This window comes from Caballeronia sp. dw_19, from assembly GCF_018449515.1.
In the GTDB taxonomy this organism is placed as follows: Bacteria; Pseudomonadota; Gammaproteobacteria; order Burkholderiales; family Burkholderiaceae; genus Caballeronia.
Genome location: NZ_JAAVUQ010000056.1, coordinates 23,218 through 38,517, shown reverse-complemented (window position 1 = coordinate 38,517; position 15,300 = coordinate 23,218). Strand labels below are relative to the sequence as shown.

The following is a 15,300-nucleotide window of genomic DNA, read 5'->3' as shown; positions in this document are numbered from 1 at the left end:
TCCCTTCATCGTTAAACTTAGGAAAAGACGCTCAAAACCTACCTTAATACTAGTGTGAGACTTGATACTTTCGCTTCACGGCAGCATCTCCCGAGAAACCCCGGAAAACACCACCACGCTTCTCAGCAAAACACCAAGCGCCCACACTTATCGGCTGTTAGTTTTTAAAGAACATTCGCTCAAACCGCAGAATCCGAACCCTCAGAACCCCACCGCTTTCGCGTCGCTGCTCGTGCAGCACAGAAACGAGATCATGTAGCATCTTTTTCTCCCTGTCAACAAGTTTGTGAGCGTTTTGCTTTCAAACTTACCGACTTTCGAGCCGCTTGTTTCTTTAGCGGTCCTCGTTGCGAAACGAGGAGGCGAATAATAGGTGATGGCGTCCACTAAGGCAAGGGCATCTTCAAACTATTTTCGGGAAAGCCCTAACAGCCGTTCAACGTCCCTTCGCCAGCCCCATTTCGTCGATGGGAACAGCGTCCGACATGGCCGTATAACCCGCGTCGCTGGGATGGATATGGTCGCCGCTATCGTAGCGCCGCTGAAGGCGCTCCGGATGGGCCGGGTCCCGTAGCGCCTGGTCGAAGTCGATCACACCGTCGAACGCATGGCTTGAGCGGATCGAATCGTTCACTGCCGTCCTGATCGCCTCACGTTCCGGCGGCAGTGAGGCCGGCGTCAGGGTTGCCCCATAGATCCGGACCCCGCGCTGGTGAGCCTGCGCAATCAGCCGTTGATACCCGCGCAACAGCGAATCGGCGGTCACAGGCGTATGGGGATCGTCGCAATCCAGGCCGGCGTGCGGGGGCATCGCGGGGAAATTGATGTCGTTGATGCCGATCATCAGGATCACCGCACGTACCCCGGGTTGGCGCAATGCGTCGCGGTCGAATCGGGTCAAAAGCGCATCGCCGTAACATGGCGACCCGCTCAGCAAGCGATTGCCGCTGATTCCCGCATTCACGACCGCGGTGCCGTCAATGCCCTTTTGCGTCAGCCGGCGCGCCAATGCGTCGGGCCAGCGACGGTTCGCGTTCGGCGTGGAGCGCATGCCATCGGTGATGGAGTCTCCGATTGCGACCAGCGCCCGCGCCGGCGCTGCGTCGACGGAAACGCTCGTCAGCCACACGAATTGCGTGAAGCGGGTGCGGAACGCGGCGGCGTCGGTATCGGAGGAATGGTTGCCTGGCGTCGATACGTAATTCGTCTGGTTCGCCACCCTATGCCACGCGGCCATTTTTTGGCCCGCTCCCATATAAGTGCTGACGGCGAGCGGCTGGTGGGCGGAGACATCGAAGGCGATCGGGTCGCTGTCCATCTGGCCACCCGGCGCGATGGTCACGCCCTGCTTGCCGGCAAACGTCACAGGACGGCTCGTGCCCGCTCGGATCGCCGCCGCATTACCTGATACAGCGCGCGCTACTTGCACGCCCTCGATCACCAGCGGCGCAGTGCCATACACATTACTCAGGCGCAGCCGAACGTGCCGGCCGTCGATGGCGGGATAAATAATCTGCCGGACCGTCCGGCCGCCAATCTCAGGCGCGCGATACAGCGCAGGCAAATCCGCCCGCTGCGGAATTGCCTGTAACGCCGTGCCCCAGGCGCTGACCCAGTGTTCGGCCGGCGCGTCGTCGGCGAGAGCGCTGGTGGATGACAGCAGGGAAGCAAACAGTGTCGCGGCGGCAACGGCGGAAAGGGCGCGAAAGTTCATCGGGGAACGGGTGTTTTTGAGGGAAAAAACGATTGTGCCTGAACAGGCAAACCAGGCGCTTACAGTTCGGCGGATGCTCCATGGCTACTTATTGGCCACTCGACCTGGCTCGTAGCACACCTTTCGGGCACGGGTCGGGACGTTGCCCGCGGACACGCCGACGTCCGATACCCGGTAATGCCACCGAACACACCCTTCGCCCACCCGCCGTGCCCGGCTTCCGGGCACGGCGCCAGGACGTTGCCCACAGACACGCCGACGTGCAATGCACCGCGATTCCAACCAACAAACCCTTCATCTACCTGCGAAAGGCCGGTTTGCGGGGCAATCGAAATCTCTTTGCCCGACTCCGAAGTCGTACCCATCCGACGGCTTTTGTCGTCGAAAATCGGACCATTTTGTAAAAAGCCCTCAGAATGTCGGCATTCCGCCTCGCGGTTCTCACTTTGTCCGGTACTTATTCAGCATGCATTCCAAAACTTCTCCCAGCACCAGCGCCGCGCCCTCCCAGATCCAATGGGAGGAAAAAGGCGAGAACCGTTCGGCGCTCTGGCACTCGGAAAGCGGAATCGCGCCGCCCAAACGCGTGGTGATCGGCGATGACCAGATGACCGCCGATTCCGCCTATCGGCTGGCTTGCGAAGGCACGGCCATTCTCTGGCGCGGGGATTTCCAAAATGCACGCCAGTTGTTGCAGGCGGTTGCACGACGTATCGAAACGCGGCCGAAAAAGTCCGCCAAAGCGAAAGCGAAGGAACGCAGCGCCGCCCCCGATGCACCGCCGGCCGCGCCGCCCGCTCCCGCCGAGGCATTCAATTTGCATCGGCTCGCCCAGTCGCAGCGGGCGCGCACGCTCGGCATGCTGCTGTTGCCGCTGGACGCCGAATACGCCATTCCGCTACGGCGCGCGCCGGTTGTGAAGGAAGCGTGTGAAGAAGCATATGGCGCGGCGGCCGGTGAGTCGGTTGTGTCGCTGCGGGAGGTGCTCGGGCTGGTCGGCGCGCACGAGTGGCGCAAAAAGGGCGTGGACGTCGAGGCGCTCGGTGCGCGGATCCATCCTTACTATGGCGTGTTTTCGCCGGTGCGCGGCGAGTACATCAAGCTGGTGGCGGATCAGCCGCTGCCATCGAAGGAACTGGCTTTCGATATCGGCACCGGCACAGGCGTGCTCGCCGCTTTGCTGGCTCAGCGCGGCGTGAAGCGTGTGATTGCGACGGAAATCGATGCCCGAGCGCTGGCCTGCGCGCGCGAAAACATCGAATTATTGGGGTATGAACAGCAAGTGAAGGTGGTTGAGGCCGATCTGTTTCCGGAAGGCCGCGCGCCATTGATCGTCTGTAATCCGCCGTGGCTACCGGCCCGGCCGAGTTCGGCTATTGAACACGCAATCTACGATCCGGAAAGCCGCATGCTGCGCGGATTTCTCGATGGCCTCGCGGCCCATCTGACGCCGGGCGGCGAAGGCTGGCTGATTCTTTCAGATATAGCGGAACATCTCGGCTTGCGAACGCGTGCGGAATTCCAGGAGTGGGTCGACCGCGCCGGGTTGAAGACGGACGGCCGGATGGATATTCGTCCGCACCACCCCCGCGCCGCCGATAAAACCGATCCGCTTTATCACGCGCGTTCGGCCGAGGTCACATCGTTGTGGCGTCTTGTGCCGGCTTGAGTTTCTTCTTCGGCGCTGGCGTTTCAGGCGGGCTCGGCGCCCGTCTTCACATAAGCCAGCGCCGCTTCGCCCGCCACCAAACCGCTCGCAAAGCACGCAGTCAGCAGATAACCGCCCGTCGGCGCTTCCCAGTCCAGCATCTCGCCCGCGCAGAAAACGCCGGGCAGCGCGTCGAGCATCAAGTGCGAATCGAGCGACTCGAACCTCACGCCGCCCGCACTGCTGATCGCTTCAATGATTGGCCTTGGGCGCGTCACGGTCAGCGGCAACGCCTTGATATGTTGAGCGAGGCGCGTTGTATCGGAGAAATCTTCGCGGTTCAGAACCTCTCGCAGCAAACCCGCCTTTGCACCCGTCAGGTTCAGACGGCTCTGCAAATGGCTTGACATGGACCGGGCTCCGCGTGGGTGCGTCACTTCATCGTGAACACGCTGCGGCGTCAGAGTCGGCAAGAGATCAAGGAAAAACGTGCCGTCACCGGCGGCTAGACGATCGCGAATGCGCGCGGACATCGCGTAGATCAGACTGCCTTCAATACCTGTTGATGTCAGCAAGCACTCGCCCGCACGCCAGTCGATACCGCCCTCTTCCCGCGGCAAGCCGATCGCCACGGCTTTCAGCGGCTCGCCTGCAAAACGGCTGCTGAAGTGCTCGCTCCAGTCGATATCGAAACCACAATTTGATGGCTTGAACGGAGATACGCCCACGTTGCGCGCCGCCAGGTTAGGAATCCACGTGGCGTCCGAGCCGAGTCGCGGCCAGCTCGCGCCGCCGAGCGCGAGGACGACAGCGTCGGCTTCAACCGAGCGCTCGCCTTCAGGCGTGGCGAACCGCAAAAGGGGTAAAGCTTCGTCACCCCAGCCAATCCACTTATGCCGCATATGGAACCGTACGCCCGACCCGCGTAGCCGATGCAACCAGGCACGCAGCATCGGCGCGGCTTTCATGTCGGTGGGAAACACGCGGCCCGAGCTGCCAACGAACGTTTCCACGCCCAATCCGTGAACCCACGCGCGTAACGCGGCTGCATCGAAACGGCGCAGCAGCGGTTCGATCTGCGTCCTGCGCTCGGCGTAACGCGAAAGGAATAGCTCGGCGGGTTCCGAATGCGTGAGATTCATGCCGCCCTTGCCGGCCATCAGGAACTTGCGGCCGACCGACGGCATGGCGTCATAGAGATCCACTTCGATACCGCCCGCCGCCAGCGCTTCCGCAGCCATCAAGCCAGCAGGGCCGCCACCGATAACGGCAACGCGCGCGTGAGGAATTTCGGAGAAGGATGGTGACGGCATGCGGGCACACGATTGAAAGCGAAACAGCATTGTCGCATTCGGTGTCTGTGAACCGCGAACGGGGCCGGAACCGAACTGCGTTGACCTTGCCGCTCGCTGCATAATCCGGCGAGAACGATCAAAAAAGGAGATGTCGATGCAAATCGATTGGTCGAGGATCCGTTCCGGCGAGGCCGACACGCTGCATGACGTGGCAGTCGAGATATCTGGCTGGATGATTCCGCTCGAATTGTCATCTTGCGTCGATTACTTTCTGCTCGCGGCCAACGCTCCGTGCTGTTCGGGATGCACACCGGCCGATCCGCGATCGAGTATCGAAGTGATTGCCGCTTCGTTGATTCAGGTGCAGGACGGGCCGCTGACGATTCGCGGACGACTTCGCCGTTTGATCGACGATCCGGCGGGTTGGCGCTATCAACTCATCGATGCCTGCGTGACCAGCCAGAACAAGCCATTCAGCCGGCGTGCGTTCCTGGCATCGACGGCCGCGCTGGGTTTGGTGGCCTGCGCGCGTGGCCGCTTCGCCGGATATACCGACAATCCGGACGCGCAGGCTACTGCTCAAAGCTGGCGCTCGGCCGGCGCGCTGACGATGGACATGCACAGCCACGCCGGTCGGGTAACCATCTCCCGCGATCCGTCGATTGGCGCCAACCGCCCTTTCGCTCCGCTCGCGGCGCCCATGCGCAGCGGCGGCATGAACGTGGTCACGCTGGCGATCGTCACCGATACCGTCGTCACGCGGGTGTCCGCAGATCGCAAGCGCATCGAGGCGTATCGGCCGCCCGCGCCCGGCGAACTCTACGTGCTCGGTCAAACCGAGTTTGTGCGGGTGCACGCGTTGATCGAGCGCGAGCAATTGAATGTGATTACCAGCAGCGCGTCACTGAAAACCAATGCGAACTCCGGGCCGAGCGCGATCATCGCTTCGGAAGGGGGTGATTTCCTGGAGGGACAACTGGATCGCGTGGATGAGGCGTACACGCAGCACCAGTTGCGCCACCTGCAAGTGGTGCACTATCGAGTGAACGACCTCGGCGATATCCAGACCGAGGCGCCCCAGCACGGCGGTTTGACGGATTTCGGCGCGCAAGTGGTCAGGCGATGCAACGACCTTGGGATCGTTGTCGATGTCGCGCACGGCACGTTCGATCTCGTTAAACGGGCGGCGTCGGTGTCGTCGAAACCATTGGTGTTGTCACACACGGCGCTGTCCGCGCATCCCGGCGGCCGAAGCCGGCTCATCAGCCCCGACCACGCCCGCGCCGTCGCTGATACGGGCGGCGTAATCGGCATCTGGCCAAATTCCGGAACATTCCGGGATTTGCAGGCAATGGCGGAAGGCGTCAAGCGGATGGCCGATCTGGTCGGCGTCGACCACGTCGGCATGGGTACGGACATGCGGGGCTTTATTTCTCCGCCGGTTTTCACCCACTACGGCCAGTTGCCCGACTTTGCGAACCAGCTCCTTGCCGCGGGATTCTCGAACGAAGAGACGGGGAAGATTCTTGGGGAGAACTACAGGCGGGTGTTTGAAGCGAGTGTGGGGTAGGCGGTCGAAGAATGGATGAACGGAAAGGTGCCGTTCACCCTTACGGGCTCGTCCAGACTCGACCGCCCGGCAATTACGAACGACGCGGTCAAGCTAGATGGAGGCTCGTGATGTTTCTGCTTTGGGTGTGGGCAGTTCGCTCGATGTATCGAGACTGTCCAACCATTGATCCATCGCATCCATCGTCACCGTACGGCCCGCATCTACATCCTCCAGGCCTTCACGTATCGCCTCCCTTTCGAGTTCATTGGCCCGCCTCTTTACCTCGTCGGCCAGATTAATCGCCGCCTGCACATCCACGGACTTCATCGCAATGGTCATAAGCACCTCGCTGATAAAAATTAACTCAATCTATTAGTCTGAGCATTAAGCCCGTTCCAATACTGCCGCTTCAAAATCATGCTATCAGGGCAAGAAACACCTTCCGCCCTCGTCTCCTCACGTCTATCTCAAAAAAATAACTATTAACCGACCGGACGGTCGGCTTATAATTGCGGCACAGTGACTTCCTAGAGCGAGTGATCGTCATGTACACGCAATCCCTCGATATCCCCGGCAACGTGCAGTCCATCGATCCGGCGTCCACATCGCCGGAACTCAGCCGTTTTGACGCCGTGATGGCCGCCGACGGCAAGATCGAACCGCAGGACTGGATGCCCGAGGCCTATCGCAAGACGCTGGTCCGCCAGATCTCGCAGCACGCGCATTCGGAAATTGTCGGCATGTTGCCCGAGGGCAACTGGATTTCCCGCGCGCCGAGCCTGAAGCGCAAGGCGATCCTGCTCGCGAAGGTGCAGGACGAAGGCGGCCACGGCCTCTATCTATATAGCGCAGCGGAAACCATGGGCGTGTCGCGAGACCAACTCGTCGACGCTTTGCACGCCGGTCGAGCCAAGTATTCGAGCATTTTCAATTACCCGACGCCAACCTGGGCGGATGTTGGCGTGATCGGCTGGCTGGTGGACGGCGCGGCGATCATGAACCAGATTCCGCTCTGCCGCTGCACGTATGGCCCGTATGCGCGCGCCATGATCCGCATCTGCAAGGAAGAATCGTTCCATCAGCGCCAGGGTTTCGACGCACTGCTCTCGATGATGAAAGGCACGGAAGCCCAGAAGGAAATGGTCCAGCAGGCGGTGGACCGCTGGTGGTGGCCAGTGCTGATGATGTTCGGCCCGAGCGACAAGGATTCCATCCATAGCGGCCAGTCGTTTAAATGGGGCATCAAGCGGATATCGAATGATGATTTGCGGCAGAAATTCGTCGACGCCACGGTCGAGCAAGCCAAGATTCTCGGCGTCACGCTGCCCGATCCCGACCTCAAATGGAACGAAGAACGGCAGGCGCACGACTACGGCGAGATCGATTGGGAAGAATTCTGGCGCGTCGTGAACGGTGACGGCCCCTGTAATAAGGAACGCCTCGCCACGCGAGTCAAAGCACACGACGACGGACTCTGGGTTCGCGAAGCCGCGCTGGCCTACGCCGCGAAACAAGCTGCGAAGCAAGCCGCCCGTGCCCAAAAGCAAGCTGCATAGAGGAGCGACAAATGAATAACGAATGGCCGATCTGGGAAGTGTTCGTGCGCAGCAAGCAGGGTCTTGACCACAAGCATTGCGGCAGCCTGCATGCGCCGGATGCACCCGCAGCGCTGCGCATGGCACGCGATGTCTACACGCGTCGTCAGGAAGGCGTGAGCATTTGGGTGGTGCCATCGGCGGCAATAACGGCCTCCGATCCCGCCGATAAAGCCGAGTTCTTCGATCCCGCCGGCGACAAGATCTACCGTCACCCCACGTTCTTCGTGCTGCCCGACGAAATCAACCACATGTGAGCGAAGGGTCAAGCCCATGACAACGCCCCAACATCTGTCCTATATATTGCGTCTCGCCGATAACGCCCTGATCCTCGGCCAGCGCAACGGCGAATGGTGCGGACACGGCCCGGTGCTCGAGGAAGATATCGCGCTGGCCAATATCAGCCTCGACCTGATCGGCCAGGCGAGATTGCTGTACTCGCACGCGGCCACGCTCGATGCCGAGCTTTACGGCACGAAGAAAACCGAAGACGACTACGCGTATTTCCGCAACGAACGCGATTTCCGCAATTACACGCTGACCGAGTTGCCGCACGCAGGTCCGTTATCGGGCACGGCGCGCTCGGATCGCGACTACGCGGTGACGGTCGTGCGCAACTTTCTTTATTCGACGCTGATGGCGCATCTGTGGACAGCGCTCATGCAATCCACCGACGCGCAACTTGCGGCAATCGCGTCGAAGTCGATCAAGGAAACGCGTTATCACCTGAATCACGCGAGCGACTGGCTACTGCGTTTCGGCGATGGCACCGAGGAATCGCATCGCCGTGCACAGGCCGCGGTGGATTACCTGATGCCGTACACCCGCGAGTTCTTCAGTACCGATGATGTGGAAATAAGCATCGCCGATGCAGGTATCGGTCCGCTGACTACGGATCTGGAAGCCGTGTGGCGTGAAGACGTGGATGCAACGCTTGCTGAGGCCACGCTACAAAAGCCCGCCGATGCCAAACACGTGAGCACCGGCAAGCTCGGCGAGCATTCCGAGCACATGGGTTTCCTGCTCGCGGAATTGCAAAGCCTCGCGCGGCAGCATCCCGGCGCGAGCTGGTGAACTCGATGATGATGACCGCCGCCGAAGCCTCGCTCGATCGCGTATGGGAAGTGCTCGACGCCGTGCCCGATCCGGAAATTCCGGTGGTCTCCATCCGTGAGCTAGGCATTCTCCGCGATGTCCGCCGCGCCGCCGACGACACATTGGAAATCGTCATCACGCCCACGTATTCCGGCTGCCCGGCGATGTACCAGATCGCCGAAGACATTGGCGCGGCGTTGAACGAAGCGGGCTTTACGAAGCATCGCATCGACACAGTGCTGGCGCCGGCGTGGACCACCGACTGGATGACCGACGCAGCCCGCGACAAGCTCAGGCAATACGGCATCGCCCCGCCAATGGGCAATTGCGGCTCAAACGAACACGCGCCGCAAGAACGGCCAATCCGCTTCGTGCCGCGTGTCGTGGATAAACCTGCGTGCCCGCGCTGCGGCTCATCGCATACCGAACGCCTGGCCCAATTCGGCTCGACCGCGTGCAAGGCGCTGTATCGCTGCATGGATTGCCGCGAGCCGTTCGACTACTTCAAACCGTACTGAAAACGACCATGGCGACTCCGCAATTCCACTCACTGCACATCCGCGACGTCCGTCCCGAAACCGCCGACGCCGTCACGGTTTCCTTCGATGTCCCCGAAACCCTGCGCGATGCATTCCGCTTCACGCAAGGCCAGTTCGTCACGTTGAAGACGCATATCGATGGTGAGGAAACGCGGCGCTCGTATTCCATTTGCGTCGGCGTGACGGATTACGACCGCGATGGCGAATTGCGGATTGGCATCAAGCGCGTGCGGGGTGGCCGCTTCTCGAACTTCGCCTTCGATACGCTGAAACCCGGCCATGAAATCGAAGTGATGACGCCCGATGGCCGCTTTTTCACGCACCTGAACGCCGATCACGTGAAGCATTACGTGGCCTTCTCGGGCGGCTCGGGCATCACGCCGGTGCTCGCGATCATCAAGACGACGCTGGAAACGGAGCCGACCAGCCGCTTCACGCTCATCTACGGCAACCGCAGCGTGGACGCGATCATGTTTGCCGAGGAACTGGAAGACCTGAAGAACCGCTTCATGAGCCGGTTTTCGCTGTATCACGTGCTATCGGACGATTTGCAGGACGTCGAGTTGTTCAACGGCGTCCTGAACCAGGAAAAGTGCGCAGCATTTTTAGAATCTCTGGTTCCCGCCAATGCAATCGACGAAGCCTTCATTTGTGGCCCCGGCCCGATGATGGACGCCGCCGAAGCCGCGCTGAAAAACGCGGGCGTGCCGCCCAGGCAGGTTCACGTCGAGCGGTTCGGCACGCCGTTGCCGCAAGCAGGCGTGCCCGCAATCGAGATCACCGACGACACCCCCGCCGCGGATCTGGAACTCATTATCGATGGAAAAAAACGCAAGCTGCGCCTGCCGTATCAAGGCGTGAGCGTGCTGGACGTCGGGTTGAAAGCCGGGCTTGCGCTGCCCTATGCCTGCAAGGGAGGCGTGTGCTGCACGTGCCGCGCGAAAGTGCTGGAAGGCGAAGTGCGCATGGAGAAGAACTACACGCTGGAACAGCATGAGATTGACGCGGGTTTCGTGCTGACTTGCCAGTGCCACCCGGTTTCGGACCGCGTGGTTGTGAGCTATGACGAACGTTGAATGCCGGGTTGGCCGATCGCGCTGATTCGATTCGCTTACACTAGGGGTCGCCCGTTCCGAATGCGGTGTGCCGCGCCTCGTCGCCGCACTCGCCGCGCGCGGGCAGCCTACTTACGTTTGCGGTCACCGTTACTGATGAGCACGATCCACGTTACCAACGGCGATCACGCCGCCGAGATTCTTCGCGAAGCCTTGCAAACAGCGGCCCGCGACGAACGCGTCATCCCGCTGAAGGACGACCTGGCGGTCGGCCAGTTGAGGGGCATCGACGACAACCCGGAAGCTCGGGCTCTGTTCTGGCAGCAAGTGCTGAACGAACAGAAGTTCGACTTCATATCGAAGCTCAAGGAACAGGACGCGCTCCTGCGCGACCTCGCGCAAGACGACGGACAGGTCGTGATCTGGCACGGCCAGAGCGCCGCTGACCAGCTAACGCTGCGACGAGTGGCCTACACGCTGCGCAACGCGCCGCAGCGTTTGAACGAAGCCAAGCTAACCCATGAAGACCTGCCCTTCGTCACCGCTGGCGACGGCACGCAACAGCGCCGTGGCCGTGAAGACGGCGCGACCGCAGTCGGCATGTTCACGGCGGCCGAGCTGGGCGCCAAGCTGCCGACGGCCGCGCCCATTTCGGTGTTGCGCATCAGCCGTCTTGCGCTGGAATGGCAGGAAGTGAAGCAGATCAATAGCGAGACTCGCCGATGGCGTGACAACACGTTCATTTCCGGCACCTATTCCGATGTCGATGAAACCATCCTCCAGATAGCCAGCGACGGCTGGCACGAAGCGCGTCGGCTCGCCGGAGAGGTGATGGGCTCGAGCTTCGGCTTTCTGGTCAGCGATTCCATCGCGTTCTGGCGCTGCCGCGAACTCGTCGCGGTGGGCAAACTGGAGATTCGTGGCGATCTCGCCAAAATCGCCGAGGCCAAACTTCGTCGCGCGACGCATTAGAATCCCCGATCGATCCAGCAATTCTCCGAGACTCAATGGCCCGTACAAGAGCGCCCGACCACGACACCCAACGCGAGCAGATCCTCGAACTCGCCGCCGCCAAATTCGCGCAGACCAGCTACCCGAGTACATCGATGGCCGATCTGGCTGCGGCCAGCGGCACCTCCAAAGCGCGGCTTTATCACTATTACGCGAGCAAGGAAGCCATCCTTTTCGACCTGCTCGACCGCTACACGAAGCGGTTGATGCTGATCATCGCGGAAGTGGAGGGAGCAAGCCAACGCCGCGGATTGACGGAGCGCGAGGCCTTCGCCGAGTTGATTCGCGCGTTTCTCGCCGAGTACGAAACGTCCCATAGCCGGCACGTTGCGTTGCTCAACGACGTCAAATATCTCGAAGACACGCAGCGTGAAGTCGTGCTGGAACGCCAACGCGGCATTGTCGCGGCGTTCGCCCGGCAACTTGCGCGCGCGTATCCGAAGCGCGCGACGAAAGAGAACCAGACGGCGCTCACCATGATGGTGTTCGGCATGATCAACTGGACCTTCACGTGGCTCAAACCCGATGGAAAGCTGGGTTATCGTGAGTTCGCGGAGCAGGTTGTGGGCGTGATCGAGCACGGGATGAACGGCGATAATTGAGTGAAATGGTGCGTTGCGCCATTTCACCGCCATAAGATGTCCGATCCACGCAACACCAGTTAAGTTACTGTTTATAAACGTCTTTAATCAAAATTATTTGAAAGTTAGACGGGACACTCCACAGTCTATTACGGGTTTTCCCTAGTGCTCTCACCTTGGTTCGGCTAAAATTCGTTTTGCGACGCACCATGTCGCGCGACGAATCAAGGAGCCACCATCGTGAACATGCCTTTCTACCGCCACACTGCATCGATCTTCGCAGCAGCCGATCGTTCGCAAACGGCTGCCGGTCGTTCGCCCGTTCTCGTCCGTGAGTTGTCCTCGAGCGACCGCGAGCGTCTCCTCAAACACTTCCTCGCTCTCGACGAAGACGACCGCCTCCTGCGCTTTGGCCAGATCGTGCCGGATCGTGTGATCGAGAACTACGTCGCAAATATTGATTTTTCGTGCGATACGGTTTTTGGTGTCTTCGACGAACAGTTGAACGTGGTTGGCGTTGGTCATCTGGCTTATTTGCCGGCCGAAGGCGACAAGCGCACGGCGGAGTTCGGCGTGTCGGTGCTGGAAAGTGCGCGTGGCCGTGGAGTCGGTAGCCGCCTGTTTGAGCGCGCCGCCATCCGCAGCCGCAACACGCATGTTTCAATGCTCTACATGCATTGTTTGTCACGCAACTCGACCATGATGCACATTGCGAAGAAGTCGGGAATGAAAATCGAGTATGCGTATGGCGAAGCGGACGCTTATCTGTCGCTCACGCCCGCCGACCAAGGCAGCATTCTCACCGAGATGTTGCAGGAGCAGGCAGCGGTCTTCGATTACGCGGTCAAGCGCCAAGCGCGCCGGGCATCGCAAATGTTTCAGGCGTTCATGCCTACTGCCGACGCAGCCTGATATCAGGACCTCGAGTCCAGAGTCCCCAGGCAAATCAGCAAGCATGCGCAAAAGCACGAAAGGCGGCGAAAGCCGCCTTTTTTGCGTCTGGAGTTTTGGGATCGATCGTTTGGCCCGGAAATTTTAGCGAATCCTTTATCGAATCGGCAGCGCTGTTGTCTCCTTGAAACGCTCCAGAGAGAAGCTGCTTTTAACGTCGATCACTGATGGATGGTGCAGCAATTCGTCCTGCATGAAGCGCGAAAAATGCTCCATATCTTCCACCTGGACGCGCAGCAGATAATCCATGTCGCCGGTCATCGCGTCGCAGGCCACGACTTCCGGCCACGCGCGCACGGCTTCGCGAAAGCGGTCGGCGTGCGTCGGCGGGTTTTTCATCCCCGCTGATATCGCCGTCCCGCCGCGCTTCTCCAGACGCACGTTCACGTATGCGAGTAATCCGAGTCCAAGCAGACGGGGCTCCAGCAGCGCGACGTAACCGCGAATCACGCCCTCTTCCTCCAGCCGCCGGATTCGTCGCAAGCAGGGACTTGGTGAAAGGTTGACCTGATCGGCGATATCCTGGTTTGACAGGCGCCCGTTCACCTGAAGAATGGCGAGAATTTTCCGATCGATGGCATCGAGTTCGACCTGAGCCATTTTCTGTCTCCGATAGCCGCATTGACGGCATAAACATGCGTCATCGTAGTTATATGCGATTTACTTCGCAAGTATCCACCGTGCTTCCGTCGATAAACTTTGTCTCAATAAGCACCGGTTAATCATCGAATCACATCGAATCATCGTCACGGTTCAGGAGACAAAGCATGCAGGCAACGACTTGGGACAATCCCGTTGGCACGGATGGTTTTGAATTCATCGAATACACGGCGCCCGATCCCGTGGCGCTCGGGCAATTGTTCGAGCAAATGGGGTTCACCGCGATTGCCCGGCATCGTCACAAGAAAGTGACGTTGTATAGGCAGGGCGAGATCAATTTTCTGGTGAACGCCGAGCCTGATTCCTTCGCGCAGCGGTTCGCGCGCCTTCACGGTCCGTCGATTTGCGCGATCGCCTTCCGTGTCGCCGATGCGGGCAAGGCGTACAAACGCGCGCTCGATCTTGGCGCGTGGGGCTTCGATAACAAGACCGGCCCGATGGAACTGAACATTCCGGCGATCAAGGGCATTGGCGATTCGCTGATTTACTTCGTGGACCGCTGGCGCGGCAAGAATGGCGCGCAGCAGGGCAGTATCGGCGACATCAGCATCTACGACGTCGATTTCGAACCCATTCCCGGCGCCGAGCAAAATCCGGTTGGTCACGGCCTGACGTACATCGATCATTTGACGCACAACGTTCATCGCGGCCGGATGATCGAATGGGCCGAGTTCTACGAGCGTTTATTCAATTTCCGCGAGGCGCGTTACTTCGACATTGAAGGCAAAGTGACCGCGGTCAAGTCGAAAGCGATGAGTTCGCCGTGCGGCAAGATCCGCATCCCGATCAACGAGGAAGGCTCGGATACGTCGGGGCAGATCCAGGAATATCTCGACGCCTATCATGGCGAAGGCATCCAGCACATTGCGCTGGGCAGCGATGATATCTATAGCACCGTCGACAAGCTGCGCGGCGCGAAAATTTCGTTGCTGGACACCATCGACACGTATTACGAGCTCGTCGACCGGCGCGTGCCGAATCATGGCGAATCGGTAGCGGAATTGCGCAAACGCAAGATCCTGATCGATGGCGTGCGGGACGAAATCCTGCTGCAGATTTTCACGGAAAACCAGATCGGCCCAATCTTCTTCGAGATCATTCAGCGCAAGGGCAATCAGGGGTTCGGCGAAGGCAATTTCAAGGCGCTGTTCGAATCGATCGAACTCGACCAGATACGGCGTGGCGTAGTGAAGGACACAAGCGCCAGCTAAAGCGTGCTGTGCAAATAAAAATGCCGGGGATCCAAAGATCCTCGGCATTTTTTTGTTCATTGGCGATCGGGAACATCGTGAGTGCCTGCATTTACGACAGCGCAGGAGTCACGACGCGGGGCTGATTGGAATTTCAGCGGCTTCGCACGCATCCAAACTCTCAAGCGTCAGCGTCGTCCTTGTTTTCCGCCGTCTGCTTGCTCGAAACCTGTTCAACCCGAACCTGTGACATTCGCGGAATGCCGGAGATCGTAGCCTCCGATCCAGCCGGGTTGCCAACGCGAACCGGCGCGTTCATCGCAAAAAATGCTGCGGAAACCATCAAAAAGCTCTGGATGTATCGTTGTTTCACTGCTTCCTCCTTCAACTGCGTGCATCGGTGTGTCCAGCAAT

16 protein-coding genes are annotated in these 15,300 nt (G+C 59.9%); 11 read left to right on the top strand and 5 right to left on the bottom strand.

Features of this window, described 5'->3' with window-relative positions; genetic code table 11:
* Nucleotides 1–436: 436 nt before the first annotated feature.
* On the bottom strand, nucleotides 437–1,714 hold the full coding sequence (locus HB376_RS37695; RefSeq protein ID WP_213768770.1) for an SGNH/GDSL hydrolase family protein: 1,278 nt from the start codon (nucleotides 1,712–1,714) through the stop codon (nucleotides 437–439).
* A 466-nt stretch (nucleotides 1,715–2,180) separates the two neighbouring features.
* On the opposite strand from HB376_RS37695, the gene HB376_RS37690 reads away from it, so the two are divergent.
* Nucleotides 2,181–3,383, top strand: coding sequence for a class I SAM-dependent methyltransferase (locus tag HB376_RS37690; RefSeq protein WP_213768769.1), 1,203 nt, complete (start codon nucleotides 2,181–2,183; stop codon nucleotides 3,381–3,383).
* Nucleotides 3,384–3,406: 23 nt separating this feature from the next.
* Here the strand turns inward: HB376_RS37690 and HB376_RS37685 are convergent, their stop codons facing one another.
* Nucleotides 3,407–4,675: a TIGR03862 family flavoprotein gene (locus tag HB376_RS37685; protein WP_213768768.1), complete on the bottom strand. Its 1,269-nt coding sequence runs from the start codon at nucleotides 4,673–4,675 to the stop codon at nucleotides 3,407–3,409.
* Nucleotides 4,676–4,811: 136 nt separating this feature from the next.
* Between HB376_RS37685 and HB376_RS37680 the strand changes: the two genes are divergently transcribed.
* Nucleotides 4,812–6,227: a membrane dipeptidase gene (locus HB376_RS37680; RefSeq protein ID WP_213768767.1), complete on the top strand. Its 1,416-nt coding sequence runs from the start codon at nucleotides 4,812–4,814 to the stop codon at nucleotides 6,225–6,227.
* A 93-nt stretch (nucleotides 6,228–6,320) separates the two neighbouring features.
* Here the strand turns inward: HB376_RS37680 and HB376_RS37675 are convergent, their stop codons facing one another.
* Complete coding sequence (locus HB376_RS37675; protein WP_213768766.1) at nucleotides 6,321–6,548, bottom strand: CopG family transcriptional regulator; 228 nt, start codon at nucleotides 6,546–6,548, stop codon at nucleotides 6,321–6,323.
* A 206-nt stretch (nucleotides 6,549–6,754) separates the two neighbouring features.
* Between HB376_RS37675 and paaA the strand changes: the two genes are divergently transcribed.
* The 8 genes from paaA to HB376_RS37635 all read left to right on the top strand — a co-directional run bounded on the left by paaA (nucleotide 6,755) and on the right by HB376_RS37635 (nucleotide 12,997).
* A complete protein-coding gene (gene paaA, locus HB376_RS37670; protein ID WP_213768765.1) occupies nucleotides 6,755–7,765 on the top strand; it encodes a 1,2-phenylacetyl-CoA epoxidase subunit PaaA in 1,011 nt (336 codons plus the stop codon).
* 11 nt (nucleotides 7,766–7,776) lie between these two features.
* Nucleotides 7,777–8,061, top strand: a complete 285-nt coding sequence (gene paaB / locus HB376_RS37665; protein WP_047894950.1) for a 1,2-phenylacetyl-CoA epoxidase subunit PaaB — start codon at nucleotides 7,777–7,779, stop codon at nucleotides 8,059–8,061.
* 16 nt (nucleotides 8,062–8,077) lie between these two features.
* Nucleotides 8,078–8,878: a 1,2-phenylacetyl-CoA epoxidase subunit PaaC gene (gene paaC, locus HB376_RS37660; protein WP_213768764.1), complete on the top strand. Its 801-nt coding sequence runs from the start codon at nucleotides 8,078–8,080 to the stop codon at nucleotides 8,876–8,878.
* 5 nt (nucleotides 8,879–8,883) lie between these two features.
* Nucleotides 8,884–9,417 (top strand): 1,2-phenylacetyl-CoA epoxidase subunit PaaD, encoded by a 534-nt coding sequence (gene paaD / locus HB376_RS37655; protein ID WP_213768763.1) that lies wholly within the window; start codon nucleotides 8,884–8,886, stop codon nucleotides 9,415–9,417.
* 8 nt (nucleotides 9,418–9,425) lie between these two features.
* Nucleotides 9,426–10,514 carry a 1,2-phenylacetyl-CoA epoxidase subunit PaaE gene (gene paaE / locus HB376_RS37650; protein WP_213768762.1) on the top strand — a complete coding sequence of 363 codons (1,089 nt, stop codon included), beginning with the start codon at nucleotides 9,426–9,428 and terminating at the stop codon, nucleotides 10,512–10,514.
* A 135-nt stretch (nucleotides 10,515–10,649) separates the two neighbouring features.
* A complete protein-coding gene (locus tag HB376_RS37645) occupies nucleotides 10,650–11,465 on the top strand; it encodes a DUF1835 domain-containing protein (RefSeq protein ID WP_213768761.1) in 816 nt (271 codons plus the stop codon).
* A 35-nt stretch (nucleotides 11,466–11,500) separates the two neighbouring features.
* A complete protein-coding gene (locus HB376_RS37640) occupies nucleotides 11,501–12,106 on the top strand; it encodes a TetR/AcrR family transcriptional regulator (RefSeq protein ID WP_213768760.1) in 606 nt (201 codons plus the stop codon).
* A 225-nt stretch (nucleotides 12,107–12,331) separates the two neighbouring features.
* Nucleotides 12,332–12,997 (top strand): GNAT family N-acetyltransferase, encoded by a 666-nt coding sequence (locus HB376_RS37635; RefSeq protein WP_213768775.1) that lies wholly within the window; start codon nucleotides 12,332–12,334, stop codon nucleotides 12,995–12,997.
* A 135-nt stretch (nucleotides 12,998–13,132) separates the two neighbouring features.
* Here HB376_RS37635 and HB376_RS37630 read toward each other — a convergent pair whose 3' ends face one another.
* A complete protein-coding gene (locus HB376_RS37630) occupies nucleotides 13,133–13,636 on the bottom strand; it encodes an Lrp/AsnC family transcriptional regulator (RefSeq protein ID WP_213768759.1) in 504 nt (167 codons plus the stop codon).
* Between the two features lie 167 nt (nucleotides 13,637–13,803).
* On the opposite strand from HB376_RS37630, the gene hppD reads away from it, so the two are divergent.
* Complete coding sequence (gene hppD / locus HB376_RS37625; RefSeq protein ID WP_213768758.1) at nucleotides 13,804–14,907, top strand: 4-hydroxyphenylpyruvate dioxygenase; 1,104 nt, start codon at nucleotides 13,804–13,806, stop codon at nucleotides 14,905–14,907.
* Nucleotides 14,908–15,067: 160 nt separating this feature from the next.
* On the opposite strand, the gene HB376_RS37620 is transcribed toward hppD, so the two are convergent.
* Complete coding sequence (locus tag HB376_RS37620) at nucleotides 15,068–15,259, bottom strand: hypothetical protein (protein WP_213768757.1); 192 nt, start codon at nucleotides 15,257–15,259, stop codon at nucleotides 15,068–15,070.
* Nucleotides 15,260–15,300: the final 41 nt, after the last annotated feature.